We start from the raw sequence: 24935 nt of genomic DNA, 5'->3' as shown, positions 1-24935 counted from the left end.
CGCGGGGGTATCGGGCCTGCGTCTGGCATGGCTGGTCAGGCGAGATCAGTTTCTGCCCAGCAGTCCTCCCAGAACGTTGCTGACCAGGCCGTCATTGCTGCTGGAGTCGTTACTGCTGCCGTCCTGGCTGCTACCCATGTCACCGGTAAGCTTCTCGGTCACGCCACCGACGGCGTCCAGGGTGCCGCCGACCAGGCCACCGCCGCTGTCGCTGTCGCCACCGCCGAGGGTGCTGGTCAGGGTGTCGGAGACGCCAGAGACCAGGCCGCCGCCACTGTCGCCACCGAGGGTGTCGCCAAGCCCTGCGGTCAAGCCGCTGCCGCCGCCCAGCGTATCGTTGAGTCCGGCGATGAGGTTGCTGTCACCACCAAGCTGGTCGCCAAGCCCTGCCTCGAGTCCGCCCCCGAGGCCGCCTTGCTGGCTTCCTCCGAGGTCCGAGAGCAGAGCCCCTTGGCCCAGCAGTCCGGCAGATTCCAGTTGACTGAGTCCCTGACCATCGAGGCGTGAAAGCAGTCGAGCCTCATCACCGCCCAGCAGTCTGCCGGTGTTGGCGGCGATGCCTCCGACACCACTGACAGCACCACCCACGCCAGCGGCGAGGTCATTGCCCTGGCCCAGGCGGCCACCCAGTCCATCTACCGCTACGCCGGCCTGGATCAGCACGTTGCCTACCTCGGGGCCGACCACCAGGGCCTGGCTGAGCTGGGTAACGCCGCTATCCGTCTGGATGACAACGGGGCGCAATACCGCCGACACTTCGCGGGTCAGGCCACCAAGGTGCGAGCCATCGTCGTTGAAGTTCAGGGTCAGCACGTTACCGGCCTGGGTCACGCCGCCACCAAGGGCCGCGACGCTGCTGCCGAGCTGGGTGATGGCGCCGCTGCGGTTGTCGAGCTGCATGACCAGGGGGAGCTGGTTCAGGTTGCCGACGGTGGCGCCGAGGCTGGATACCACCTCTCCGGTTTCGGAGACCGCTACACCGCCGTCGGCCAAGGTGGTTCCCACAGCGTTGGGGTTATTCGAGAAGTTGCCCAGACCATTGTCGAGTCCGTTGCTGAGCCCGGATACGGCTTGGCCGCCATTGCTGATGACATTGCCCAGCCCGTCGGTGACGAAATCTCCACGTCCTCCCAGACTTTGTTGCGAAATGCCATCGCCCAGGGCGGTGACCGCGTCTCCAGCACCGGCGCCGGTCTGTCCTGCGCTGGCGACGGTGCGCTCCAGGTCGGTGCGGCCGTCTTCAGGCGCGCTGGTATCGCCATCGAGCAGTCCGCCGAGGCCGCCGCCTGAGCCATTGTCGCCTTCACCCCCGCCGAGCAGCTCGCCGGTCGCGATGACGATATTACCGCTGCCGGTCACGCTATCGCCGGCGCCGCCAAGCAGAGAGTAGCGTTCACCGATACGCTGACCGAGGTCGGCCAGGGTGCCACCGGTGCGTAGCAGCAGGTTGCCGGCCTGGGCCGGCAACACCAGCGCTTGACCGACGCGTGTGACCTTGCCGTCGGTGCCCAGCAGCACAGGACGAAGGGCAACACCAAGCTTGGTAGTGGTGGCCCCGAGCACCTCGCTGGAATCCTCGAAATTAACGCTGAGTGCGTCGCCTGCGCGCTCCACCTTGCCGCCGAGCCCATTGACGGTGGTACCGAGCTTGGTCACCAGTCCTGTTCGGGCGTCGAGTTCCATCACTACGGGCAGTTCGCCCAGGCCGGCAACGGTGTCTCCTGTCGCCGAAACTGCCTGTCCAAGCTCGCCGACACCGTTGGTCACGCCTGCGGCGGTGGTGCCCAGATAGTTGTCATTGGTACTGAGGCTGCCGACACCATCGCGTATGCCGCTCGAGATGTCGCCGACCGCATCGCCCGTTTCGGAGACGATCGTACCTGCAGGTTCGGTGACGCTGGCCAATTGAGGGACGGCGCTCTGCTGGGAGATGCCGTTCCCGATGTCAGTAAGCGTGGTGTCTACACCGTCGCTGGTATCGGCTGTCGCCAGGAATACACCTTCCAGCGATGAGCGGGCAATGCCATCGCCGCCATCGCCGCCGTCGGATCCATCACCATCGCCGCCATCGCCACCGGAGCCATCGCCACCGGAGCCATCACCACCGGAGCCATCGCCACCGGAGCCGCCATCGCCACCGGAGCCGCCATCGCCACCTGAGCCGCCATCGCCACCGGCGCCACCGGAGCCATCGTCGCCACCGCTGGTAATCGGGTCCTGGCTGTTACTGGCCAGGGTGCGAGAGTTGCTGGAATCACCAGAGCAGGCGGTCAGGGTCGCCATCGCGCTGGCGAGAGCAATAACGAGTAGTTTTCGTTGCAAAGTCATCGGTTTATACCTCACCTAGTCCGGATGTAATGGTTATCTTGGTGGAAAGGCAATGAAGCCAGTATGGGCTTTCTAAAACTCTTGTAGTTGAATATTTAGCGTAGATGCATCTTTACGCATGATTCCTTTTTATTAGCTTTTTATGGGTTTTAATTGGTGTTTAAGTGTTATCAAACGTAATGAAAGGTGTTATGAAGTGATTGTGCTGAAGGTTGTTTTGAAAAGGGCGGGGCGCTCGGGCGTACACTGAACTAGCACCGTGCTAGGCTCATGTAGCAGCAAGGAGAGGTGATGATGAGCCCTTGGCGTTTTGTAGTAATGTTGGTCGCAGGAGCCTTGGTTGCCGGGGTGCTGGCGGCCTGTGATGGAGATTCAACAGTGAGTCACCCTTCGGAGCCGAGCGGTGAGCGAGACATCGCGTCCGGTTCTGTCGAAAGGGTGACGTCCCGAGCTGATGAACCTGAACCTGAACCGATGACGGTAGCGGCGCTGGACGAGCCGGTGACGGTGTCGCTGGATATCCGGCTGGCGTCGGATCGGCGAATGCATGTGGCGGCCACGACCAACTTGCCGGAAGGCACTAAAGTCCAGCTTCGAGTGGTGCGCGAGGCCAGCAATGTGCGTTGGCAGTCACGCACTGAGGTGCGTGAGGGCAGTGTGGCAGCCGGGCCCTACGGTCCCGGTAGCGGGTTGCCCGATGGCTACTATCGTATCGAACTGGTCACCGCGCCTGCTGACGTGCAGCCCGCCGAGGTCAAGGCGCGGATCGGGCCGAGCGGCGAGCACCTTGATGGGCCGCTGGTTGCCACGTCGGAGCATGGACTGGGCAAGATCATCAAGGCTAGCCAGCGGTTTCTGGTAGGGCAGGAAGTGCGACGAACGCTGGACGATGTCGAAGTGCAGCAAAGCCCGTGAATCAACCCTTGAAAGCAGCCCTTGATAAGTGTCCTTAAGACGCGAACGCAGCAGGAAGTTGTTACAGACCGCCCGTGGAAGTCGCTTTTGGAAATCGTTTTTGGAAATCGTTCCGGAAACGTGTTCTTGAGAAGTGTTCCTGGCAAAGTTCTTGCGAAAAGTTCTTGAGAAGATGTATCTGAAAAGGCTTTGAGAAGTGTTCTCGGAAAACATGCTTGAGAAAAGTTCTTGGGAAAAGTTCTTGGGAAGAGTTCTCGGGGCAACGTTCTTGAGAAGAGTTCTGGAGAAGTGTTCCAGAAAAGCGTCCTGGAAGATGGCTGGAAGCGGACGTCATGCGTCGAACGCGCCTGGACGCCATCGCCGACTTATAAGTAAGAGGGATAAACGGCGCCAGGGATAAGAAGCTCAAGAGATAAGAAACGCAAGTGATAAGAAGGGCAGAGGATAAGAAGGGCAAGGCACAGAGAGCGGTGGCGACAAGACTGCCGGGCAGGGCAGAGGCGGCAAGGGACGGTCAGGCCGGAGTGACCGACCTGCCCCGTCGGGCTCGCTCTCGGGGCTTGGGCGCCTGGTTGGATGATCTGGGTAGGCGAGAGATGAAACGTCAGGCCCGGCCGACTGCTTTTGGTTTCATCTCTGCTTTTCGTCTCACCTCAGGTCGCTGACTCGCTACGCCATAGCGCTACCACCTTGGCCTTGAGTCGCATGCCGCTGTGATAAGGCATGGTGGTGGTCTGGCCCTGGCGCTGAAAGGTCAGTTGCCCGTTGTTGTCCTGTGCGACCCGGCGCAGGTACAGGGTATCTTCCTCCGCCACAAGATAGAGTCCCGGCTGCCGGAATATCTCGGTCGGAGCCACGGCGGCCAGATCCAGCGGTCCCAGAAAATCGAAGTGCTCATCCGGTGCTGGCGTCACCAGGTGGCAGTCACCGTCCCAACGCTGCTCCGGGATCAGCTCCAGTGGCAGATCGATCCCCTTGTGGGCGACTTCCTGCCAGGGCAGCGGCAGGGTCGATCTCAGGTAGAGGGGAGATGGTCGGCTCGGTTCTCCTTCCAGCAGGTGTGCCAGGGGGCAGTTAAGGGCCTGTGACAGTGCCACCAGGCGTTCATGCCCGATCTGCTTGATGGTGCCGGACTCCCAGTAGGAAATGGTGACGTCAGAGACCCCGACCTGGCGAGCCAGCGCCGCCTTGTTCAAGCCGGCTGCCAACCTCAAAGATTTGATGCGCGGACCCAGCGCGTCCATGGAACCTTCCTGTCGACACATAAAGAGAATTTAGAATACTCATTCATAAGCACCTCTTGTGCAATATCAGGCGTCAACGATATTCGACGGTTCCTATGCCGCACTACCAGGTGATCGGCTCGTTGGCCCAGTCGAAGAAGCCGCCGCTGTCGTCGGGGCCACGCTGCTGCACCATGGTCATCAGTCGGTCGGCGACAAAGTCGGCGGTGAATAGCTTGTGCTCAGGGACTCGGGCCTGAAAGGGGCGTGACAGCAAGCTGTCGGTGGTACCCGGGTGGAAGCTCAGCACGCAGGACTGGGGATTCAATCGCTTGAGTTCGATGGCAGCGGTTTTCATCAGCATGTTGTGGGCGGCCTTGCTGGCGCGGTAGGCGTACCAGCCGCCCAGGCCGTTATCGCCGATCGAGCCGACCCGTGCCGATAGGCTGACCACGGTGGTGGGATGGGAGCCCTTGAGGTGGGGAAGCAGCGTCTGGAGCATCAAGGCCGGCGTGGCGGCGTTGACCTGAAAAAGGGTCGTCAGGGCGGCTTCGTCGAGGTCCTCCAGGCGTTTCTCGGGCTGAATGTTGCTTGCTTCGTCGTGCAACAGGCCAATGGCGTTGACCACAAGGTGAAGAGGAACGGCTTGGCCAGCAGGGCCGTGAAGGGCTCGACCCAGGTCAGCCCGGCCCTGTGCAGTGGTGACATCGCCTTCGATCGCTTCCAGGCGAGAAGAGGAGGCCTGAAAGGAGGTTCGGCTGACGACGGTCGCCTGCCCCAGCCGTGGGTCGGCGAGCAGTCGATCGACGACGGCGCGACCTATGCCTCCATTGCCGCCGATGACGAGGGCGCGATAGCCGTCGGGAAGTCTGTCCATGTCGCTCTCCTGGCCTGGGTGGGGTGGCAACCTGTTCGAGTCCCGCACGGGGTGACGATTTCAGAGTTTCGCGAATCCCGCCGGGTCCTGCGCAATTGCTTCGTCGGTGCGTATAATGCGCCCACGCCGCCAGCTTGGCTTCAACGACTTCAGGATGCAGGACGTTATGACTGTTCGCACGCGTATCGCCCCGTCGCCCACCGGGGACCCCCACGTAGGAACCGCCTACATTGCCTTGTTCAACCTGTGCTTTGCTCGACAGCATGGGGGAGAGTTCATCCTTCGCATCGAGGACACCGATCGTGTTCGTTCCACCGCCGAGTCGGAGCAGATGATCCTCGATTCGTTGCGCTGGTTGGGGCTCGAATGGGACGAAGGACCCGATGTAGGCGGCCCGCATGGTCCGTATCGTCAGAGCGAGCGAGGAGACATCTATGCCGAGCACGCCCAGCGATTGATCGATGCCGGCCATGCCTTCAAGTGTTACCGCACCAGCGAGGAGCTCGACGAGCTGCGTGAGGCGCGCAAGGCCCAGGGGCTGCACCTGGCGCTGAAGCCGGCCGATCTGGCGCTTGATCCCGATGAACAGGCCCGTCGCGAGCAAGAGGGCATGCCCTATGTGGTGCGCATGCAGGTGCCGGAAAGCGGCCCCTGCGTCGTTCAGGACATGCTGCGTGGCGCCATCGAGGTGGACTGGGCCCAGGTGGATGCGCAGATCCTGCTCAAGTCCGACGGCATGCCGACCTATCACCTGGCCAATGTGGTGGACGATCACCTGATGGGGATCACCCACGTGCTGCGTGGCGAGGAGTGGATCAATTCGGCGCCCAAGCACCAGTTGCTGTATGAGTACTTTGGCTGGGACATGCCTGAGCTGTGCCATATGCCGCTGCTGCGCAATCCCGACAAGTCCAAGCTGTCCAAGCGCAAGAACCCTACCTCGATCAACTATTATCGGCGTATGGGATTCCTGCCCCAGGCGGTAACCAACTATCTCGGACGCATGGGCTGGTCCATGCCGGACGAACGAGAGAAGTTCTCCCTCGCCGAGATGATGGAAAACTTCGACATTCAGCGGGTATCGCTGGGTGGCCCGGTGTTCGATCTCGAGAAGCTGACCTGGCTCAACGGTGTCTACCTGCGCGAGGACCTGGACGACCGCGCCTTTCTCCAGGCCTTGATGACCTGGGCCTTCAATGAAGACTATGTGGCGCAGATCCTGCCCCAGGTGCGCACGCGGGTCGATACCTTGTCCGACGTGGCGCCTCTGGCGGGGCACTTCTTCTCCGGGCTGCCCGCCATCAGCGAAGCAAGCTTCGACGGGATCAACCTGGAGCGTGAAGATCTCGTCAAGCTGCTGCAGTTCCTGGTCTGGCGGCTCGAAGGTGTGTCCAGCTGGAACAAGGACGCGCTGCTGGCCGAGATCAAGCTGTTGGGCAGCCACTTCGATCTGAAGATGAAGGTACTGCTGGCACCGGTCTTTATCGCCATCACCGGCTCTTCGTCGAGCACCTCGGTGATGGACGCCATGGCGATTCTTGGCTCCGACATGACCCGCGCCCGCCTGCGTCACGCCATCGGCGTGCTGGGTGGCGTCTCCAAGAAGCAGGCCAAGCGCTTCGAGAAGGAATATCGCGAGTTGCCGGCGGAATAGTGACAAGTGATGGCGGTGGGGGAGAGGCGTTATTGCGAGCCCCCATCGCCATGGCGCTTGATACGTTTAGCTCCCCCGCGCCCGCCTGCGTCACGCCATCGGCGTGCTGGGTGGCGTCTCCAGGAGGCAGGCCAAGCGCTTCGAGAAGGCGCGCCGCGAGCTGACCTGAGAAAAAGCGCGAGCTGCCGGCGGCATGATGAAAAAGATGGGGAGGCCTGCTGGCACCCCATCACCTTGGCATCGCCATGGCCGGGACACCGAAAAATTTTGGCGCTTCCGGGGTTGACCAAATCTTATGATATCCGTAAGATACGTCTCGTCTTCACGAGATGGGGCCTTAGCTCAGCTGGGAGAGCGCGACACTGGCAGTGTCGAGGTCAGCGGTTCGATCCCGCTAGGCTCCACCAATCTCGTTTCAGGCTGCGTCCCATTCGTCTAGTGGTCCAGGACACCGCCCTTTCACGGCGGGAACAGGGGTTCGAACCCCCTATGGGACGCCACTTCCTGTGCGTAGCGTCTGCTCCGCATGGATTCATGCTTTCGCATGAATCGTTGTGAACTCCGTGGTCTCTCCTCTTGTTATCACCATTCGCTTTGTGAGCTCTTCGTGATTTGCACGAAGCCTCAGTTTGCTTGTGGATGGTTTGCAAAAACTGTCTTGTACGGCTTGACAGAACCTTCCTCTTGTCCACCAGTGACGCATTTTTCCCCCGGTCAGCCTCTGCTACGGGGATAACGCCCGTGGTTGCGCGATTTATATTTTTTCCTTTCAAAATCAACGTGTTGCGACAGGTTAAAAATTAACCAATCTAAGTCCAATGCCCAGTTCATGGCGATTCGAGGGCGGTTTCGATAGGTTGTGAACAGGGTTATCCACAGAAAGTGTGGAAAACGCTGGGCGGGGTGAAAGGGGCTTGAGAAGAGAGGGGGATGTTGGCCCATGAGCGCATGCCGGCGGCGCGGGAAGGTCGGGCCAGCAGGAGGGCGCTGGCCCGGCAGGTATGGAAAATGTCAGTCCTTGCTGTCAGACCTTTCGCGCAGGCGTCGCAGCAATGAGGACGTGTCCCAGCGCCCACCCCCCATTGCCTGCACGTCGGCGTAGAACTGGTCCACCAGGGCGGTCACCGGCAGGCGAGCCTCCAGCTGACGCGCCTGGTTCAGACAGATATCCAGATCCTTGCGCATCCAGTTGACGGCGAAGCCATGCTCGTATTCGTCACGGATCATGGTCGCGTGACGGTTCTCCATCTGCCACGATCCGGCGGCTCCCTGGCTGATGACCTCGACCACCCGCTCCTGATCGAGACCCGCTTGCTCGGCGAAATGAAGGCCTTCAGCGAGGCCCTGGACAAGGCCCGCGATGCAGATCTGGTTGACCATCTTGGTCAGCTGTCCGGCGCCGACGCCGCCCATCAAGGTTACGGCTCTGCCATAGTGCTCGAGTACCGGCCTTGCCCTGGAGAAGTGCTCCTCCTGGCCGCCGCACATGATGGTCAGGGCGCCGTTCTCTGCTCCTTGCTGGCCGCCGGAGACCGGCGCATCGATGAAGCCCACATCCTGCTTCTGGCAGGCCTGGTCGAGCTCCTCGGCGAGGCTCGAGGAGGCGGTGGTATGGTCCACCAGGATGGCGCCCTGGGAGAGCGTCGACAGTACCCCGTCGGGCCCGGTGGTGACCTCGCGAACGTCGTCGTCATTGCCCACGCACACCAGTACCAGATCGGCGCCGCTGGCGGCCTCGGCGGGTGTCGCATGATGGCTGCCGTCGAAGCGCTCGCACCACTGTTCGGCCTTGCTTCGGGTGCGATTGTAGACCCGTACCGTCAGTCCGGCTTCGGCGAGATGGCCTGCCATGGGGTAGCCCATGACCCCAAGGCCGATAAAGGCGACGGTGGAGATGTCTTGACTCATGAAAACGCTCCTTTGTTGTTTCGCTAGAGGGGGTCAGCATAGCGCCGGTAGGCGTGTCCGTTCATCCGTTGGGCAAAAAAGTTGAACAAAAAAAGGGCCGCCCCGGAGGGCGGCCCTTTTCATGGTAATGCGACGCGGGATGGTGCGTCTTCTGGCGTGGCGGCGATTCCCTTGCATGGGGCAGCGGGCGCCACGCGAATTACCTGGTCGGCGAATTACTTGGACGGGTAGTCGCGCTTGGGATGCCCGGTGTAGAGCTGGCGCGGACGACCGATCTTGTAGCTTTCGCTGATCATCTCGTTCCAGTGCGAGATCCAGCCGATGGTACGGGATACCGCGAAGATGACCGTGAACATGTTGGTCGGGATGCCCATCGCCTTGAGGATGATGCCGGAATAGAAGTCGACATTCGGGTAGAGCTTGCGCTCGACGAAGTACTCGTCTTCCAGGGCGATCTGCTCCAGGCGCTTGGCGATCTTGAGTTGCGGATCGTCGGCCTTGCCCAGTTCTTCCAGGACCTCGTCGCAGGTCTCTTTCATGACCTTGGCGCGCGGGTCGAAGTTGCGATAGACGCGGTGACCGAAGCCCATCAGCTTGAACGGGTCATCCTTGTCCTTGGCCTTGTCGATGAAGCGCTGGATGTTCTCTTCGGAGTCGTCGCCGATCTCGTCGAGCATGTTGAGCACTGCTTCGTTGGCGCCACCGTGGGCTGGACCCCACAGAGCCGCGATGCCGGCGCTGATGCAGGCAAACGGGTTGGCGCCGGTGGAGCCTGCCAGACGCACCGTGGAGGTGGAAGCGTTCTGCTCGTGGTCCGCGTGCAGCATGAAGATGCGGTCCATGGCCTTGGCGTAGACCGGATTGATCTCGTAAGGCTCGCACGGATTGCTGAACATCATGTAGAGGAAGTTCTCTGCATAGTTCAGGTCGTTGCGCGGGTAGTTGAAAGGCTGGCCGATGTTGTACTTGTAGGACATGGCCGCGATGGTCGGCATCTTGGCGATCAGGCGAATGGCGCTGATCTCGCGGTCCTGCGCCTGGGTGATGTCTAGGTGGTCATGGTAGAAGGCTGCCAGGCCGCCGATCACGCCGCACATGATCGACATGGGGTGGGCGTCGCGGCGAAAGCCCTTGAAGAAGTTGGCGATCTGCTCGTGGACCATGGTGTGGTTGCGCACCCGGTGCTCGAAGTCCTTGTACTGCTCTTCGTCCGGCAGTTCACCGAACAGCAGGGTGTAGCAGAGCTCGACGAAGTTGGAATGCTTGGCCAGTTGCTCGATCGGGTAGCCGCGATGCAGCAGCACGCCGTTGGCGCCATCGATGTAGGTGATGCCGGATTCGCAGGAAGAGGTGGCCAGGAAGCCGGGGTCGAAGGTAAAGAGGCCTTCCGCTCCGAGTCCGCGCACGTCAACGACGTCGGGGCCGAGGGTGCCTGAATGGACGGGAAGTTCGACAGGTTTCTCCAGACCATCCACCGTCAGGGTCGCTTTTCTCTCAGCCATGTCAGGCCTCCTTCGTGTTCGATATGGAGCGATACGTTGTCATTTCTCACTAACGTGCCGACGAATAGGGGGTCGCCCGGCAAAAAAGGTTCGCCCACTATAGAAGCGTTCAGGATATTGTCAATTCTCCCATTGAACGCTTGCTGTTGTACTATGCTCATTTAGCAGTATAGGTGTTGTACAGGTTATGATGCTTTGCATCATAGGCTGTCCTTTTGCAGTGCAGCAACTTGACGAAGTCGCATTTTTATGCAGCTTTGCCGCATTTTCCGACGAAGCGTTCGCCAAATTGCATGGTCATGCCATTTGTCATGGTGGGGGCATGTCCCTATAATTCAGGCCGCGACTGGCAGGAACAGGAGGTCGTGTCCAACTTGTCGCAGGTTGGGTCACGACAGCGCCCTTCCCAAAACCACCGCCCGCTCGGGCCTCTGGCCCGTATGTCGTAGAGTGGGCCAAGAGAGTGTGTAGAGAGCCGTGAATAGCAAACGACCCGTAAATCTGGATCTATCCACGATCCACTTCCCCCTTCCCGCCTTGACGTCGATTACCCACCGGGTCACTGGCGTCATTCTCTTCGTCGGTCTGATCTTCGGCTTCTGGGCGCTGGACGCCTCGTTGTCCTCGCCGGCCGGTTTCGACGCCGTACGTGATGCGCTGGCGCACAACTTCTTCGCCAAGCTGGTGGCCTGGGGACTGTTGTCCGCTCTGGCCTTCCACTTCGTCGCCGGCTGCAAGCACTTCATTATGGACGCCAACATCGGCGTGTCATTGGAAGGTGCGGTGAAAAAGGCGCAGATCACCATCGTGGCGAGCGTTGTCCTGATCATTCTGGCGGGAGTCTGGGTATGGTAACCAACATCACGAGCTTCAGCCGCAGCGGCCTGTCCGACTGGATCATCCAGCGCGCCAGTGCGGTTGTCATGGCGCTCTACACGGTCTTTCTGGTGGTCTATCTGCTGGCTCATCCGCAGCTCGACTATGCCACCTGGAGCGGTCTGTTCGAGCAGACCTGGATGCGAATCTTCTCGTTGCTGGCCTTCGTCTCGCTGGCCGCCCATGCCTGGGTGGGCCTGTGGACCGTGACCACCGACTACATCAAGCCGACCGCCATTCGTGTCGGCACCCAGTCCGTCATCATCATTGCCATCTTCGTGTTCCTGGTCTGGGGCATCCAAGTGCTGTGGGGAGCCTGATACATGTCAACCATGCGTAGTTTGACCTTTGACGCCATCATCATCGGTGGCGGTGGTGCCGGCCTTCGTGCGGCGCTGGAGCTGGCCAAGTCCGGCAAGAAGACCGCGGTGCTGTCCAAGGTCTTCCCGACGCGTTCGCACACCGTGTCCGCCCAGGGCGGCATTACCTGTGCCATCGCTTCCTCCGACCCCAACGACGACTGGCGCTGGCACATGTACGACACCGTCAAGGGCGGTGACTACATCACCGACCAGGACGCTGCGGAATACATGTGTTCCGAGGGGCCGAAGGCGGTGTTCGAACTCGAGCACATGGGCCTGCCGTTTTCCCGTTTCGACAATGGGCGGATCTATCAGCGCCCGTTCGGCGGTCAGTCCAAGAACTTTGGCGAAGGCGGCCAGGCGGCCCGTACCTGCGCCGCGGCCGACCGTACCGGACACGCTCTGCTGCACACGCTGTACCAGAACAATCTGAAAAATAACACCACCTTTCTCAATGAATGGTACGCCGTCGACCTGGTGAAGAACGCCAACGGTGACGTGGTCGGCTGTATCGCCATGGATATCGAGACCGGTGAAGTGGTGCACGTAAAGTCCAAGGCTACCGTGCTGGCCACCGGCGGTTCCGGTCGCATCTATGCCTCCACCACCAATGCCCTGATCAACACCGGTGACGGTATCGGCATGGCGCTGCGTGCCGGTGTGCCGATGCAGGACATGGAAATGTGGCAGTTCCACCCGACCGGTATCCACGGTGCCGGTGTGCTGGTGACAGAAGGTTGTCGCGGTGAAGGCGGCTACCTGGTCAACAAGGACGGCGAGCGCTTCATGGAGCGTTATGCGCCGAACGCCAAGGACCTCGCCGGCCGCGATGTGGTTGCGCGCTCCATGGTCATGGAAATCCTCGAAGGCCGTGGTTGCGGTGAAGACGGCGATCACGTCTTCCTCAAGCTCGACCATCTGGGCGAGGAGGTGCTGTCCAAGCGTCTGCCGGGCATCGTCGAGCTGGCCAAGACCTTCGCCCACGTGGATCCGGCCAAGGAGCCGATCCCGGTGGTGCCGACCTGCCACTACATGATGGGTGGTATCGCCACCAACGTGCATGGTCAGGCGATTGCCCAGGATGCCGACGGCAACGACCAGATCATCAATGGTCTCTACGCCTGTGGCGAGGCAGCTTGTGTCTCCGTGCACGGTGCCAACCGCCTGGGCGGCAACTCGCTGCTGGATCTGGTGGTGTTCGGGCGTGCCGCCGGCATGTACATCGAGAGCGCGCTCAATGAAGGCATCGAGTACCTGGATGCCCGCGAGTCCGACATCGAGACCGCGATGAAACGCATCACTCGCTGGAACGAGTCCGAAGGCGGCGAGAGCGTGCCTGAGCTCAAGCGCGAGCTGCAGAGCATCATGCAGAACTCCTTCGGCGTGTTCCGCGAAGAGAAGAACATGGTCGAGGGCGTCGAGAAGCTGGCCGAATTGCGTGGACGGATCGCCAACGCTCATCTGGCCGACAAGTCCCATGCGTTCAACACTGCCCGGGTCGAGGCTCTCGAGCTCGACAACCTGATGGAAGTGGCCGAGGCCACCGCCATCGCGGCACTGGAGCGCAAGGAGAGTCGCGGTGCGCACTCCCGCTACGACTATCCGGATCGTGACGACGCCAACTGGCTGAAGCACTCCATGTTCTTCCCCGGCGAGAAGCGGGTCGGCCAGCGCGATGTCAATTTCGCGCCGAAGACCGTCGACAAGTTCGAGCCGAAAATCCGTACCTATTAAGGGGGAGTCAACATGTCCAAGCTTCAGGTATCCCTGTACCGCTACAACCCGGAAACCGACTCCGCGCCTTATATGCAGGAGTTCGAGGTCGACACCCAGGGTCGCGACCTGATGGTGCTGAACCTGCTTGAGATGATCAAGGAGGACGACAGCTCCGTGGCCTTCCGTCGCAGCTGCCGTGAAGGCGTCTGTGGTAGTGACGGCATGAACATGAACGGCAAGAACGGCCTGGCTTGTATCACCCCGCTGTCCGAGGTGGTCAAGAACAACAAGCTGGTACTGCGTCCCTTGCCCGGTCTGCCGGTCATTCGTGACCTGGTGGTCGACATGGCGCTGTTCTACAAGCAGTACGAAAAGATCCAGCCGTACCTGCAGAACGACACGCCGGCGCCGGCCATCGAGCGCCTGCAGTCTCCGGAAGAGCGCGACAAGCTCGACGGTCTGTATGAGTGCATTCTATGCGCCTGCTGTTCGACCTCGTGCCCGTCGTTCTGGTGGAATCCGGAGAAGTTCGTCGGTCCCGCCGGCCTGCTGCAGTCCTATCGCTTCCTCGCGGATTCCCGCGATACGGCGACCCAGGAGCGTCTGTCGGAGCTGGAGGATCCGTTCTCCGTATTCCGTTGCCGCGGCATCATGAACTGCGTGGCGGTCTGTCCCAAGGGGCTTAACCCGACTCGGGCGATCGGCAAGATCCGTGAGATGTTGCTGGCGAATGCCACTTAAATCGTGGCGCCGGGCTTGTTATCATGGGCTCGGTCCGGGGGCGCGGCATCCTGTCGCGCCCCCGGATGACAGCGTCAGGAGCCGGTGCCATGGGCACCGGCTTTTGAGCATGATGCAAGACCGCTAGGCAGATCGACCGCGGCCCCGATGACCGCGGCAGAACCACCAGGGCGCTCGATGATGGTCAGTGCCAAGGGTGACGATGGGCAGGACGCCTTCCACTGAGGGGCCTGCGCCACGCCCGCGGTAGATCACGAGCATCGAGCCCACTACCACCCCATCAGTGCAGGGTGACCGAGAGATGCAACAAGGCATAATGGAGTTGATGTGGCGCTCCTCTCACGTGACGGGCAGCAACGTCCACTACGTGGAAGCGCTCTATGAGCAGTACCTCGACGACCCTAGCGCCGTCACCGATGAATGGCGCGATTACTTCGACGAGTTGTCACGCCAGGAAGGCGCCCCGTCCGACGAGACCCCCCTCTCACCGATCCGTGATCAGTTCTATCAGCTTGGCCGCGAACGTCGCACCGCCGTTGCCGGCAGCACGCCTGTCGACAGCGAAGAGAGCCGCAAGCAGGTCAAGGTCCTGCAGCTGATCAACGCCTATCGCTTCCGGGGCCACCAGAAGGCCGACATCGACCCGCTGGGGCTGCGTGATCCGAAGCCGGTGCCTGATCTTGATCTGGCGTTCCACCAGCTGTCCAAGGCCGACCTCGATACCGAGTTCCAGACCGGTTCCTTCTTCCTGGGCAAGGACCAGGCGCCGCTCAAGGAAATCGTCGATGCGCTGGATCGCACCTATTGCCGTTCGATCGGCTGCGAGTTCATGCATATCGTCGATACCGAAGAGAAGCGCTGGCTGCAGCAGCGTTTCGAGTCGGTGCGCTCGGCTCCGGACCATGGTGATGATCGCCGCAAGCAGCTGTTCGAGCGGTTGTCCGCGGCCGAAGGGCTGGAAAGCTACCTGGCCTCCAAGTACCCGGGCACCAAGCGCTTCGGCCTTGAGGGTGGCGAGACCTTCATTCCGATGATGGACGAGCTGATCCAGCGCGCGGGCAGCTACGGCACCAAGGAAGTGGTCATCGGCATGGCCCACCGCGGTCGCCTCAACGTGCTGGTCAACATCCTCGGCAAGAACCCCGGCGAGCTGATCGACGAGTTCGACGGCAAGAAGCTGATCGAGCGCGGTTCCGGTGACGTCAAGTATCACCAGGGCTTCAGCTCCAACGTGATGACGCCGGGCGGTGAGGTTCACCTGGCGATGTCCTTCAACCCCTCGCACCTCGAAATCGTGGCGCCGGTGGTGGAAGGCTCGGTGCGCGCTCGCCAGGATCGCCGCGACGATGTCGATGGCGGCAAGGTGCTGCCGATCAACGTCCATGGCGATGCCGCCTTCGCTGGTCAGGGCGTGGTCATGGAGACGTTCCAGATGTCCCAGACCCGTGCCTACAAGACCGGTGGTACGGTGCACATCGTCATCAACAACCAGGTCGGCTTCACCACGTCGCATCCCGAGGACGCGCGTTCCACTGAGTACTGCACCGACATCGCCAAGATGGTGCAGGCGCCGATCCTGCACGTGAACGGTGACGATCCCGACGCGGTGCTCCACGTGACCCAGGTGGCCCTGGACTATCGTCAGCAGTTCAAGAAGGACGTGGTCATCGACCTGGTGTGCTACCGCCGCCGCGGCCACAACGAGGCCGACGAGCCCTCCGGCACCCAGCCGATGATGTACCGCAAGATCAAGGACCATCCGTCCTCTCGTGCGATCTACGCCGAGCGCCTGGTCAAGCAGGGCGTGCTGAGCGAAGACGAAGCCAAGGCGGTGGTCGAGAAGTATCGCGATGATCTGGTCGCCGGCAATCACGTGGCCAACGCCCTGGTGCAGGAACCCAACACCTCACTGTTCGTCGACTGGAAGCCGTACCTCGGTCACGAGTGGACCGGGCACGCCGATACCACCTTCGACATGAAGCGGCTCAAGCAGCTTGCCGCCAAGATGTGCGAGATCCCTGACGGGGTGAAGGTGCAGCGTCAGGTCGCCAAGATCTACGATGATCGCCGCAAGATGCAGGGCGGTGGGCTGGCCATGAACTGGGGCTTCGCCGAAACCCTGGCCTACGCCACCTTGCTCGAGCAGGGGCACCCGATTCGCCTGACCGGTCAGGATGTCGGACGCGGTACCTTCTCGCACCGCCATGCGGTGATCCACAACCAGGCCGACGGTTCCACCTACGTGCCGCTTCAGCACATGGCGGACGGTCAGCCGCGTTTCACTATCCATGACTCCTTCCTCTCCGAGGAGGCGGTGCTGGCGTTCGAGTACGGCTACTCGACCACCATGCCCAACGCGCTGGTGATCTGGGAAGCGCAGTTCGGTGACTTCTTCAACGGCGCCCAGGTGGTGGTGGACCAGTTCATCTCCTCCGGCGAGACCAAGTGGGGTCGTCTGTGTGGCCTGACCATGCTGCTGCCCCACGGTTTCGAAGGGCAGGGCCCCGAGCACTCCTCGGCGCGTCTCGAGCGCTTCCTGCAGCTGTGCGCCGAGCACAACATGCAGGTGTGCGTGCCGACCACCCCGGCGCAGATCTATCACCTGCTGCGCCGTCAGGTGATTCGCCCGCTGCGCAAGCCGCTGGTGGTGATGTCGCCGAAGAGCCTGCTGCGCCACAAGGAAGCCACCTCGAGCCTCGAGGACCTCGCCAACGGCAGCTTCAACATGGTGCTGCCCGACCAGGGACAGCGTGATGCGTCCAAGGTCGAGCGGATCATCATGTGCTCGGGCAAGGTCTATTACGATCTGGCCAACTGGCGCGAGGAGAACCTGCGTGACGATGTAGCGATCGTGCGCGTCGAGCAGCTCTATCCGTTCCCCAAGGAAGAGCTGATCGAGACGCTCAAGGACTACAGCGGCGTCACCGACATCGTCTGGTGTCAGGAAGAGCCCCTGAACCAGGGCGCCTGGTATTCCATGCAGCACAATCTGCGCATCGTCGCCGATTCGCTCAAGGACGGCCTGGGCGGTCAGCTGAAGTTTGCCGGACGTCCGGCATCGGCGGCTCCCGCGGCGGGCTACATGTCCGTACACACCGAACAGCAGCGCCAACTGGTGGAAGACGCCTTCAATCTCTAAGGCGACCATCGGGAAGAGAGAGAACACTAAGGATACGACATGGCTACCGAGATCAAGGCACCATCCTTTCCGGAATCCGTTGCCGAAGGCACCGTAGGTACCTGGCACAAGAAGCCGGGTGACAGCGTCGAGCGTGACGAACTGATCGTCGAGATCGAGACCGACAAGGTCGTGCTCGAGGTGGTGGCGGTGGAAGCCGGCACCCTGTCAGAGGTGCTGGTGGAAGAAGGCGACACCGTGGAGTCCGAGCAGGTCCTGGGCCGCATCGGTGAAGGCGGCGGCGAGTCCAAGGAAGCGTCCGAGGAGTCGTCCGAGAAAGACGAGGACGACGCCAGGGAAGCCGCTTCCGAAGCGTCCGACGACAAGGCTGAGAAGAAGCCGGCCGAAGCGCCCAAGGGCGGCGGCGAGAAGCGCGACGTCAAGGCACCGAGCTTCCCCGAGTCGGTGCAGGAAGGGACCGTCGCCAGCTGGACCAAGAAGGTCGGCGAAGCGGTCAAGCGTGACGAAGTGCTGGCCGAGATCGAGACCGACAAGGTCGTGCTCGAGGTGGTCGCACCGGAAGATGGCGCCCTGGCCGAGATCAAGATCGAGGAAGGCGACACCGTGGAGTCCGAGGCCGTGCTGGCGGTGTTCGAGGTGGGTGCAGGCGGTGGCTCTGCCGATACCGCCGATCAGGAAGCGCCCAAGGCCAGCGCCGACGATGGCGACAGCGACGAGCAGGTCGGTGACAAGATCGTGGCGCCTGCCGCGCGCAAGCTGATCGCCGAGCACGACCTCGACGTCAGTGCCATCAAGGGCACCGGCAAGGACGGTCGCGTCCTCAAGGAAGACGTGCTCAAGGCGGTCAAGGACGGCGGCGCCAAGAAGTCCGCGCCGGCCAAGAAGGCCAGCTCCGGCGCCACCGCAGCCCCGGCCGTGGAAGGCGAGCGCCCCGAGAAGCGCGTGCCGATGACCCGTCTGCGCAAGACCATCGCCAAGCGTCTGGTCCAGGCTCAGCAGACCGCTGCCATGCTGACCACCTACAATGAGGTGGACATGGGTGCGGTGATGGAGCTGCGCTCCCAGTACAAGGACACCTTCCTGAAGGCCCACGACGTCAAGCTCGGTTTCATGGGCTTCTTCGTCAAGGCGGCTTCCGAGGCGCTCAAGCGCTTCCCTGATGTCAACGCCTCCATCGACGGTGACGACATCGTCTACCACGGTTATCAGGACATCGGCGTGGCCGTATCCACCGACCGTGGCCTGGTGGTGCCGGTGCTGCGCGATACCGACAGCATGAAGATCGCCGACGTCGAGAAGGGCATCGTCGACTTCGGCAAGCGCGGACGCGAAGGCAAGCTGGGCATCGAGGACATGCAGGGCGGTACCTTCACCATCACCAACGGCGGCATCTTCGGCTCGCTGATGTCGACCCCGATCCTGAATCCGCCGCAGACCGCGATCCTCGGCATGCACAAGATCCAGGAGCGTCCGATGGCGGTCAACGGCAAGGTCGAGATTCGCCCGATGATGTATCTGGCGCTGTCCTACGACCACCGCATGATCGATGGCAAGGATGCGGTACAGTTCCTGGTCACCATCAAGGAGCTGCTCGAGGATCCGGCGCGTCTGCTGCTGGAAATCTGAGCCTGACCGTGGCAGCGACAGGGATTTACTGCAGAGCCTCTGCACACAGAACGAACAGGAGCCAACATGGCCGACAAGTATGATGTGATCGTCATTGGCGCGGGCCCGGGTGGCTACGTGGCCGCCATCCGTGCTGCTCAGCTGGGTCTGAAGACCGCCTGCGTCGAGAAGTGGATCGGCAAGGAAGGCAAGGTGGTGCACGGCGGTACCTGCCTGAACGTGGGCTGTATCCCGTCCAAGGCACTGCTCGAGGCCTCCCACAAGTTCGTCGAGGCCCAGCACGACTTCGACGACATGGGCATCCAGGCCGGCGACGTCAGCATGGACGTGTCCAAGATGATGGCGCGCAAGGACAAGATCGTTAAGCAGCTGACCGGCGGCATCTCCGGGCTGTTCAAGGCCAATGGCGTCACCGCCATCGAAGGTACCGGCAAGGTCGTGGCCAAGAACAAGGTCGAGGTCACCGACAAGGACGGCGAGTCCAGCACCGTCGAGGCGGACAACATCGTCATCGCCGCCGGCTCGGTGCCGGTGGAGATCCCGCCGACCCCGCTGACCGAGGGTCTGATCGTCGATTCCACCGGCGCCCTCGAGTTCCAGGAGACGCCCAAGCGTCTGGGCGTCATCGGCGCCGGCGTCATCGGCCTTGAGCTCGGCAGCGTGTGGAGCCGCCTCGGCAGCGAAGTGACCGTGCTCGAGGCGATGGACAGCTTCCTGCCGATGGTCGACTCGGCCATCGCCAAGGAGACCCAGAAGCTGCTCAAGAAGCAGGGTCTGGACATCAAGCTCAACGCCCGCGTGACCGGTTCCGAGGTCAAGGGTGAGGAAGTCGTCGTCAAGTACGAGGACAACGAGGGTGAGAAGGAACTGACCTTCGACAAGTTGATCGTCTGTGTCGGCCGTCGTCCCTACACCAAGGGCGTGGTAGCCGACGGCCTGGGCGTCGAACTGGATCAGCGCGGCTTCATCCACGTCGATGACCAGTGCCGCACCAGCGTGCCGGGCGTCTACGCCATCGGCGACTGCGTGCGTGGCCCGATGCTGGCCCACAAGGCCTCCGAAGAGGGCGTGATGGTGGCCGACATCATCGCAGGCCACAAGGCGCAGATGAACTACGACGCCATTCCCAGCGTGATCTACACCCACCCCGAGGTGGCCTGGGTCGGCATGAACGAGCAGGACGCCAAGTCCGCCGGTATCAAGGTCAAGACCGGTAGTTTCCCGTTCGCCGCCAGTGGCCGTGCCATGGCCAACAACGCCACCGAAGGCCAGGCCAAGATCATCGCCGACGCCGAGACCGATCGCATCCTGGGGATGCACATCGTCGGTCAGCACGCCGGTGAGCTGATCGCCCAGGGCGTTATCGCCATGGAATTCGGCTCCAGCGCCGAAGATCTGGCGCTGACCTGCTACGCGCACCCGAGCCTGTCCGAGGCGGTGCACGAGGCAGCGCTGGCGGTGGAAGGGCACGCCATCCACGTGGCCAACCGCAAGAAGCGCTAGCAAGACAACAAGCGCCCGGTAATCCTAGGCAAGCCTGTGCAGTTTTGGCAGGCTTGCCGGTGTTTTCCGCGAGCGCATCGCCGCCGACCATGTATCGGTGGCGGTCGGTGGCGACCCGATGACTTTCGTCCCTCGGGGCAGGGTGGGTCGCCGTTCGAGTCACATGCAACCAATGGCATGAATCGATGAACCTTCACGAGTATCAAGGCAAGCAGCTGTTTGCCGACTATGGTCTGCCCGTTTCCAAGGGCTTCGCCTGCGACACCCCCGAAGAAGCCTACGAGGCTTGCAAGAAGATCGGCGGCGACATGTGGGTCGTCAAGGCCCAGGTCCACGCCGGTGGCCGCGGCAAAGCCGGTGGTGTCAAGCTGATCAAGAGCCCGGACGAAGCCAAGGCCTTCGCCGAGCAGTGGCTGGGCAAGAACCTGGTGACCTTCCAGACCGACGAGAACGGTCAGCCGGTCGCCAAGATCCTGGTCGAGAACTGCACCGACATCGCCAATGAGCTGTACCTTGGCGCGGTGGTCGACCGTGGCACCCAGCGTGTGGTCTTCATGGCTTCCACCGAAGGTGGTGTCGAGATCGAGAAGGTCGCCGAAGAGACGCCCGAGAAGATCCTCAAGGCCGAGATCGACCCGCTGGTCGGCGCACAGCCCTACCAGGCGCGTGAGCTGGCCTTCGCCCTCGGCCTGGAAGGCGCGCAGGTGAAGCAGTTCACCAAGATCTTCCTGGGTCTGTCCAAGATGTTCCACGACAAGGATCTGGCGCTTTTGGAGATCAACCCGCTGGTGATCACCGACGAAGGCAATCTCCACTGCCTCGACGCCAAGATCAACCTGGACGGCAACGCCCTGTACCGTCACCCGGATCTGCAGGAAATGCGTGACCCGTCCCAGGAAGACGAGCGTGAAGCCAACGCTGCCCAGTGGGACCTGAACTACGTCGCCCTGGAAGGCAACATCGGCTGCATGGTCAACGGCGCTGGCCTGGCCATGGGCACCATGGACATCATCAAGCTCCACGGTGGCCAGCCGGCCAACTTCCTTGACGTCGGCGGCGGCGCCACCAAGGAGCGCGTGGCTGAGGCGTTCAAGATCATCCTGTCCGACGACAGCGTGCAGGCCGTGCTGGTCAACATCTTCGGCGGTATCGTGCGCTGCGACATGATCGCTGAAGGCATCATCGGTGCCGTCGAGCAGGTCGGCGTCAATGTGCCGGTCGTGGTGCGTCTGGAAGGTAACAACGCCGAGCTGGGTGCCGAGAAACTGGCCTCCAGCGGTCTGAACATCATCGCTGCCAAGAGCCTCACCGATGCGGCTCAGCAGGTCGTCAAGGCAGCGGAGGGCAAGTAATGAGCATCCTGATCGACAAGAACACCAAGGTCATCTGCCAGGGCTTCACTGGCGGACAGGGGACCTTCCACTCCGAACAGGCCATCGAGTACGGCACCCAGATGGTCGGCGGCGTGACCCCGGGCAAGGGCGGCCAGGAGCACCTGGGCCTGCCGGTGTTCAACACCGTCAAGGAAGCCGTCGAGCAGACCGGCGCCGAGGCCAGCGTGATCTACGTGCCTGCCCCGTTCTGCAAGGATTCCATCCTGGAAGCCGCCAACGCCGGCATCAAGCTGATCGTGTGCATCACTGAAGGCATCCCGACCCTCGACATGCTGGACGTCAAGGTCAAGTGCGATGAGCTGGGCGTGCGTCTGATCGGTCCGAACTGCCCCGGTGTCATCACCCCGGGCGAGACCAAGATCGGCATCATGCCGGGTCACATCCACAAGCCGGGCAAGGTCGGTATCGTGTCGCGTTCCGGCACCCTGACCTACGAAGCGGTCAAGCAGACCACCGACCACGGCTTCGGCCAGTCCACCTGTGTGGGCATCGGCGGTGACCCGATCCCGGGCTCCAACTTCATCGACATCCTCGAGATGTTCGAGAAGGACCCGGCGACCGAGGCCATCGTCATGATCGGTGAGATCGGCGGTACCGCCGAGGAAGAGGCTGCTGCCTACATCAAGGAGCACGTCTCCAAGCCGGTGGTGTCCTACATCGCCGGTGTCACCGCTCCTCCCGGCAAGCGCATGGGCCACGCCGGCGCCATCATCGCCGGTGGCAAGGGCACCGCGGACGAGAAGTTCGCCGCCCTGGAAGCCGCGGGCGTCAAGACCGTGCGCTCCCTGGCCGAGATCGGCGACGCCCTGAAGGAAGCGACCGGCTGGTAAGCGGTCCTACCGTCAGAATAAGCGTCAGAATAAAGGCCACCTCCGGGTGGCCTTTTTTGTGGCTGGAACTCCACCAGATGCGACGAAGGGGCGGGTCGAAGGGGGAAGTACGCGGAAGGCGTTAGGGACGAGGCGACGATTGATTGGCCCGCGTGCGCCACCAGCCGACCACCTGTGCCACGAACACCGGCGCGCCCGCCACCAGATAGAGGTGGTAGCTGACCAGGCGCCAGACGATCACCGCCGCCGCGGCCTGCTCTCGGGCCATCAGCGGCAGCAGCAGGGCGCCTACGCTGACCTCCGCGGCGCCGGCGCCGCCCGGCAGCACGCTCAACTGGCTGGCGGCCATGGCCAGCATCTGCACTAGAAAGGTCCAGGCCCAGTCGGCGCCGCCGCCCACCCCCAGCACCGCCAGATACAGGAGGCTATAGCGCGCAAGCCAGTGCAGGCAGCACAGCGCGAAGATCGCCATCAGCACGCCCTTGGGCAGCGCAAGCGTACTCGCCAGGGTCCGGCGACAGCGCAGCAGGCGTCGGGTCATCCAGCGCCTGGGCCCCGAGCCGACAAAGGGAGGGGGAGAGACATGGCGCAGCAGCCAGGGTAGCCACACGATCACCACCGCAAACACCACAAGCGCCAGCAGCAGCGCCGCCAGGGAGGCCTCGACCAGGGTCTGGTGAGGCCAGCTGGCCAGTCCGCTCATCGACAGCGACACCAGTACGCCCAGCATCAGGCTGAAGAACAGCATGTCGGCCAGTTGATCGACCAGAAAGATGGCCGAGGCCTGGGCCGGCGGATAGCCCCGGCGTGCCAGCAGCCACAGCAGGGTGGCGACGCCTCCGCCCCCGGCCGGGGTGGCACATAGCGCGAACTTCGACGACATCTCGATCGCCAGGGCACCGCCCTGACCGAGGCGGCCGGCTCGTCCGTCGAGCATCAGCCGCAGGCGCGCCGCGTTGAGGTTCCAGCAGATCACCGCCAGGGCTACCATCAGCGCCAGCAGGGGCAGCGGGAAGGCGATAACCGCAGTGAAGGTGCCGGCGCCCCCCAGCCACCACGGCAGCAGCAGGGTGATGGCCAGGGTCAGGATCAGCAGGGCGGCCTTCCACCACAGGCGTGATTGCATCCCGGCAGGGGCACGCAGGCGCCTGTCCAGCGATGGTGTTGGCCCAAACCTAGCCATGGCGCCGATCGCGCGGGCAGACCGGATCGATGACGGCTTCGTAATGGTTGAGCAGCGAAATCATCACCTTGTCCCAGTCGAACTGGCGCTCGACGAAGCGCCGAGCGTGGCGCCCGGCCGATTGCGGATCATTGGCGAACAGCGCCTCGGTGGCCTCGGCCATGGCGGCTGCCGAATGTGGCTGACATAGCACGCCGCCGCCCAATGGCACGTTCTCGATCAGCGCACCGGCCCTGGCGCCGATCACCGGGATGCCGCTGGCCATGGCTTCCTGGGCGATCAGCCCGAAGGTCTCGCGGGTGCCCGCGTGCAGCAGGGCATCACTGGAGGCGAGCGCACGGGCGACCTCATGCACGCCGACGCAGCGATTGATGACGCTGACGTTGGCGGGCACCTCGGTGGGCATGCCGGGGCCCATCAACAGCAGGTGGTAGGGAGGCCCAAGGCGCCTGGCGGTGTCCAGCAACACCTCGATGTTCTTCTCTCGTGAGTAGCGCCCGACGAACACCAATAGACGGCTGTCGTTGCCGAGCCCCAGCTTGCGCCTGAGCTCGGGATCGCGCCTGTCCGGGTGAAAGGTCGCCAGATCGACGCCAAGGGGCTGCACCCGCACCCGTTTGACGCCCCAGGACGTCAGACGGTCGGCCATCGCCTGGCAGGGCGCCAGTACGCTGTCGAAGCGGCGGTAAAGGTCGACCACGTAGCGCTCCAGCCGTCGCTGCACCATCGGCCCGAAGCGATCCCCCATCAACCGAGGAAGGTCCGAGTGGTAGAAGCCCACCACCGGCACGCCGAGACGCTGGCCGGCGTCCAGTGCCGCCCAGGCGGTGACGTAGGGGTCGCCGGCTTCGATCAGATCCGGCGATAGCTCCACCAGGGCGTCGCGCCAGGGCCGGCGGCGCAGCGGAAAGCGGTAGCTCTGGCCCAGCGGGATGCGCAGTGCAGGCAACTGGTGATGGTCGCCGAGGCTGTCTCGCTCGGCCCCCGGCACCAGCAGACTGGTGCGCAACTGCGGGAAGCGCGAAAACACCCGGTGTTTGGCTTGAAGGTAGGTGCGTACGCCGCCGCTGGCGGGGGCGTGAAACATGGTGACGTCGGCGAGATGCAAAAGGGGCCTCCATGGCGAGCGCGTCATTGCCATGAGCCTACGAGGGAAAT

General features: G+C 62.6%; 18 protein-coding genes and 2 tRNA genes. 13 read left to right on the top strand and 7 right to left on the bottom strand.

The genetic code is table 11. The features are described 5' to 3' along the window. Positions 1-45: 45 nt before the first annotated feature. Complete coding sequence (locus tag NFG58_RS14705; RefSeq protein ID WP_348826842.1) at positions 46-2328, bottom strand: collagen-like triple helix repeat-containing protein; 2283 nt, start codon at positions 2326-2328, stop codon at positions 46-48. 378 nt (positions 2329-2706) lie between these two features. Between NFG58_RS14705 and NFG58_RS14700 the strand changes: the two genes are divergently transcribed. Further along, complete coding sequence (locus NFG58_RS14700; protein WP_348826841.1) at positions 2707-3243, top strand: hypothetical protein; 537 nt, start codon at positions 2707-2709, stop codon at positions 3241-3243. A gap of 653 nt (positions 3244-3896) precedes the next feature. On the opposite strand, the gene NFG58_RS14695 is transcribed toward NFG58_RS14700, so the two are convergent. Both NFG58_RS14695 and NFG58_RS14690 read right to left on the bottom strand, forming a co-directional pair. Next, complete coding sequence (locus tag NFG58_RS14695) at positions 3897-4487, bottom strand: helix-turn-helix transcriptional regulator (protein ID WP_162816469.1); 591 nt, start codon at positions 4485-4487, stop codon at positions 3897-3899. A 103-nt stretch (positions 4488-4590) separates the two neighbouring features. After that, positions 4591-5343 carry an SDR family NAD(P)-dependent oxidoreductase gene (locus NFG58_RS14690; protein ID WP_348826840.1) on the bottom strand — a complete coding sequence of 251 codons (753 nt, stop codon included), beginning with the start codon at positions 5341-5343 and terminating at the stop codon, positions 4591-4593. Between the two features lie 166 nt (positions 5344-5509). On the opposite strand from NFG58_RS14690, the gene gltX reads away from it, so the two are divergent. The 3 genes from gltX (at position 5510) to NFG58_RS14675 (ending at position 7497) form a co-directional block, all read left to right on the top strand. Then, positions 5510-6997 carry a glutamate--tRNA ligase gene (gltX, locus tag NFG58_RS14685; RefSeq protein ID WP_045992955.1) on the top strand — a complete coding sequence of 496 codons (1488 nt, stop codon included), beginning with the start codon at positions 5510-5512 and terminating at the stop codon, positions 6995-6997. A gap of 331 nt (positions 6998-7328) precedes the next feature. Beyond that, positions 7329-7404, top strand: a tRNA-Ala gene (locus NFG58_RS14680). Between the two features lie 17 nt (positions 7405-7421). Next, positions 7422-7497 (top strand) — tRNA-Glu (locus tag NFG58_RS14675). A gap of 511 nt (positions 7498-8008) precedes the next feature. Here NFG58_RS14675 and NFG58_RS14670 read toward each other — a convergent pair. Beyond that, on the bottom strand, positions 8009-8905 hold the full coding sequence (locus NFG58_RS14670; RefSeq protein ID WP_348826839.1) for an NAD(P)-dependent oxidoreductase: 897 nt from the start codon (positions 8903-8905) through the stop codon (positions 8009-8011). Positions 8906-9120: 215 nt separating this feature from the next. Further along, the gene (gltA, locus tag NFG58_RS14665) at positions 9121-10407 is read right to left on the bottom strand and encodes a citrate synthase (protein WP_222517158.1); all 1287 of its coding nucleotides are present in this window, start codon (positions 10405-10407) and stop codon (positions 9121-9123) included. A gap of 477 nt (positions 10408-10884) precedes the next feature. Between gltA and sdhC the strand changes: the two genes are divergently transcribed. From sdhC to sucD, 9 genes are all read left to right on the top strand, one after another. Further along, on the top strand, positions 10885-11262 hold the full coding sequence (sdhC, locus tag NFG58_RS14660; protein WP_045992952.1) for a succinate dehydrogenase, cytochrome b556 subunit: 378 nt from the start codon (positions 10885-10887) through the stop codon (positions 11260-11262). Next, a complete protein-coding gene (sdhD, locus tag NFG58_RS14655) occupies positions 11256-11603 on the top strand; it encodes a succinate dehydrogenase, hydrophobic membrane anchor protein (RefSeq protein WP_045992951.1) in 348 nt (115 codons plus the stop codon). Before sdhC ends, sdhD begins: the two co-directional genes overlap by 7 nt. 3 nt (positions 11604-11606) lie before the next feature. Further along, the gene (sdhA, locus tag NFG58_RS14650; RefSeq protein WP_045992950.1) at positions 11607-13379 is read left to right on the top strand and encodes a succinate dehydrogenase flavoprotein subunit; all 1773 of its coding nucleotides are present in this window, start codon (positions 11607-11609) and stop codon (positions 13377-13379) included. A gap of 12 nt (positions 13380-13391) precedes the next feature. Beyond that, a complete protein-coding gene (locus NFG58_RS14645) occupies positions 13392-14102 on the top strand; it encodes a succinate dehydrogenase iron-sulfur subunit (protein WP_045992949.1) in 711 nt (236 codons plus the stop codon). 301 nt (positions 14103-14403) lie between these two features. Next, a complete protein-coding gene (locus NFG58_RS14640; RefSeq protein WP_108133235.1) occupies positions 14404-17241 on the top strand; it encodes a 2-oxoglutarate dehydrogenase E1 component in 2838 nt (945 codons plus the stop codon). 39 nt (positions 17242-17280) lie between these two features. Continuing rightward, positions 17281-18867, top strand: coding sequence for a 2-oxoglutarate dehydrogenase complex dihydrolipoyllysine-residue succinyltransferase (gene odhB / locus NFG58_RS14635; RefSeq protein ID WP_348826838.1), 1587 nt, complete (start codon positions 17281-17283; stop codon positions 18865-18867). 66 nt (positions 18868-18933) lie between these two features. Further along, positions 18934-20370: a dihydrolipoyl dehydrogenase gene (lpdA, locus tag NFG58_RS14630; RefSeq protein WP_045992946.1), complete on the top strand. Its 1437-nt coding sequence runs from the start codon at positions 18934-18936 to the stop codon at positions 20368-20370. 185 nt (positions 20371-20555) lie between these two features. Continuing rightward, a complete protein-coding gene (gene sucC, locus NFG58_RS14625; protein ID WP_045992945.1) occupies positions 20556-21722 on the top strand; it encodes an ADP-forming succinate--CoA ligase subunit beta in 1167 nt (388 codons plus the stop codon). Further along, the gene (sucD, locus tag NFG58_RS14620) at positions 21722-22594 is read left to right on the top strand and encodes a succinate--CoA ligase subunit alpha (RefSeq protein WP_045992944.1); all 873 of its coding nucleotides are present in this window, start codon (positions 21722-21724) and stop codon (positions 22592-22594) included. The genes sucC and sucD overlap by 1 nt, the downstream gene beginning before the upstream one ends. A gap of 121 nt (positions 22595-22715) precedes the next feature. On the opposite strand, the gene NFG58_RS14615 is transcribed toward sucD, so the two are convergent. Then, a complete protein-coding gene (locus NFG58_RS14615; RefSeq protein ID WP_231498677.1) occupies positions 22716-23777 on the bottom strand; it encodes a lysylphosphatidylglycerol synthase transmembrane domain-containing protein in 1062 nt (353 codons plus the stop codon). Beyond that, on the bottom strand, positions 23770-24885 hold the full coding sequence (locus tag NFG58_RS14610; RefSeq protein WP_108133238.1) for a glycosyltransferase: 1116 nt from the start codon (positions 24883-24885) through the stop codon (positions 23770-23772). The genes NFG58_RS14615 and NFG58_RS14610 overlap by 8 nt, the downstream gene beginning before the upstream one ends. Between the last annotated feature and the right edge of the window lie 50 nt (positions 24886-24935).

Source organism: Halomonas sp. RT37, assembly GCF_040070525.1.
GTDB lineage: Bacteria > Pseudomonadota > Gammaproteobacteria > Pseudomonadales > Halomonadaceae > Halomonas > Halomonas litopenaei.
The sequence above is the reverse complement of the archived record's forward strand: the minus strand, read 5'-3'. Positions and strand labels throughout refer to the sequence as shown.

What these genes read in the sequence shown, in the direction of transcription:
- NFG58_RS14705 (WP_348826842.1), bottom strand. Translation starts at nt 2,328, where the DNA reads ATGACTTTGCAACGAAAACTACTCGTTATTGCTCTCGCCAGCGCGATG.
- NFG58_RS14695 (WP_162816469.1), bottom strand. Translation starts at nt 4,487, where the DNA reads ATGGACGCGCTGGGTCCGCGCATCAAATCTTTGAGGTTGGCAGCCGGC.
- NFG58_RS14690 (WP_348826840.1), bottom strand. Translation starts at nt 5,343, where the DNA reads ATGGACAGACTTCCCGACGGCTATCGCGCCCTCGTCATCGGCGGCAAT.
- gltX (WP_045992955.1), top strand. Translation starts at nt 5,510, where the DNA reads ATGACTGTTCGCACGCGTATCGCCCCGTCGCCCACCGGGGACCCCCAC.
- NFG58_RS14670 (WP_348826839.1), bottom strand. Translation starts at nt 8,905, where the DNA reads ATGAGTCAAGACATCTCCACCGTCGCCTTTATCGGCCTTGGGGTCATG.
- gltA (WP_222517158.1), bottom strand. Translation starts at nt 10,407, where the DNA reads ATGGCTGAGAGAAAAGCGACCCTGACGGTGGATGGTCTGGAGAAACCT.
- sdhD (WP_045992951.1), top strand. Translation starts at nt 11,256, where the DNA reads ATGGTAACCAACATCACGAGCTTCAGCCGCAGCGGCCTGTCCGACTGG.
- sdhA (WP_045992950.1), top strand. Translation starts at nt 11,607, where the DNA reads ATGTCAACCATGCGTAGTTTGACCTTTGACGCCATCATCATCGGTGGC.
- NFG58_RS14645 (WP_045992949.1), top strand. Translation starts at nt 13,392, where the DNA reads ATGTCCAAGCTTCAGGTATCCCTGTACCGCTACAACCCGGAAACCGAC.
- NFG58_RS14640 (WP_108133235.1), top strand. Translation starts at nt 14,404, where the DNA reads ATGCAACAAGGCATAATGGAGTTGATGTGGCGCTCCTCTCACGTGACG.
- odhB (WP_348826838.1), top strand. Translation starts at nt 17,281, where the DNA reads ATGGCTACCGAGATCAAGGCACCATCCTTTCCGGAATCCGTTGCCGAA.
- lpdA (WP_045992946.1), top strand. Translation starts at nt 18,934, where the DNA reads ATGGCCGACAAGTATGATGTGATCGTCATTGGCGCGGGCCCGGGTGGC.
- sucC (WP_045992945.1), top strand. Translation starts at nt 20,556, where the DNA reads ATGAACCTTCACGAGTATCAAGGCAAGCAGCTGTTTGCCGACTATGGT.
- sucD (WP_045992944.1), top strand. Translation starts at nt 21,722, where the DNA reads ATGAGCATCCTGATCGACAAGAACACCAAGGTCATCTGCCAGGGCTTC.
- NFG58_RS14615 (WP_231498677.1), bottom strand. Translation starts at nt 23,777, where the DNA reads ATGGCTAGGTTTGGGCCAACACCATCGCTGGACAGGCGCCTGCGTGCC.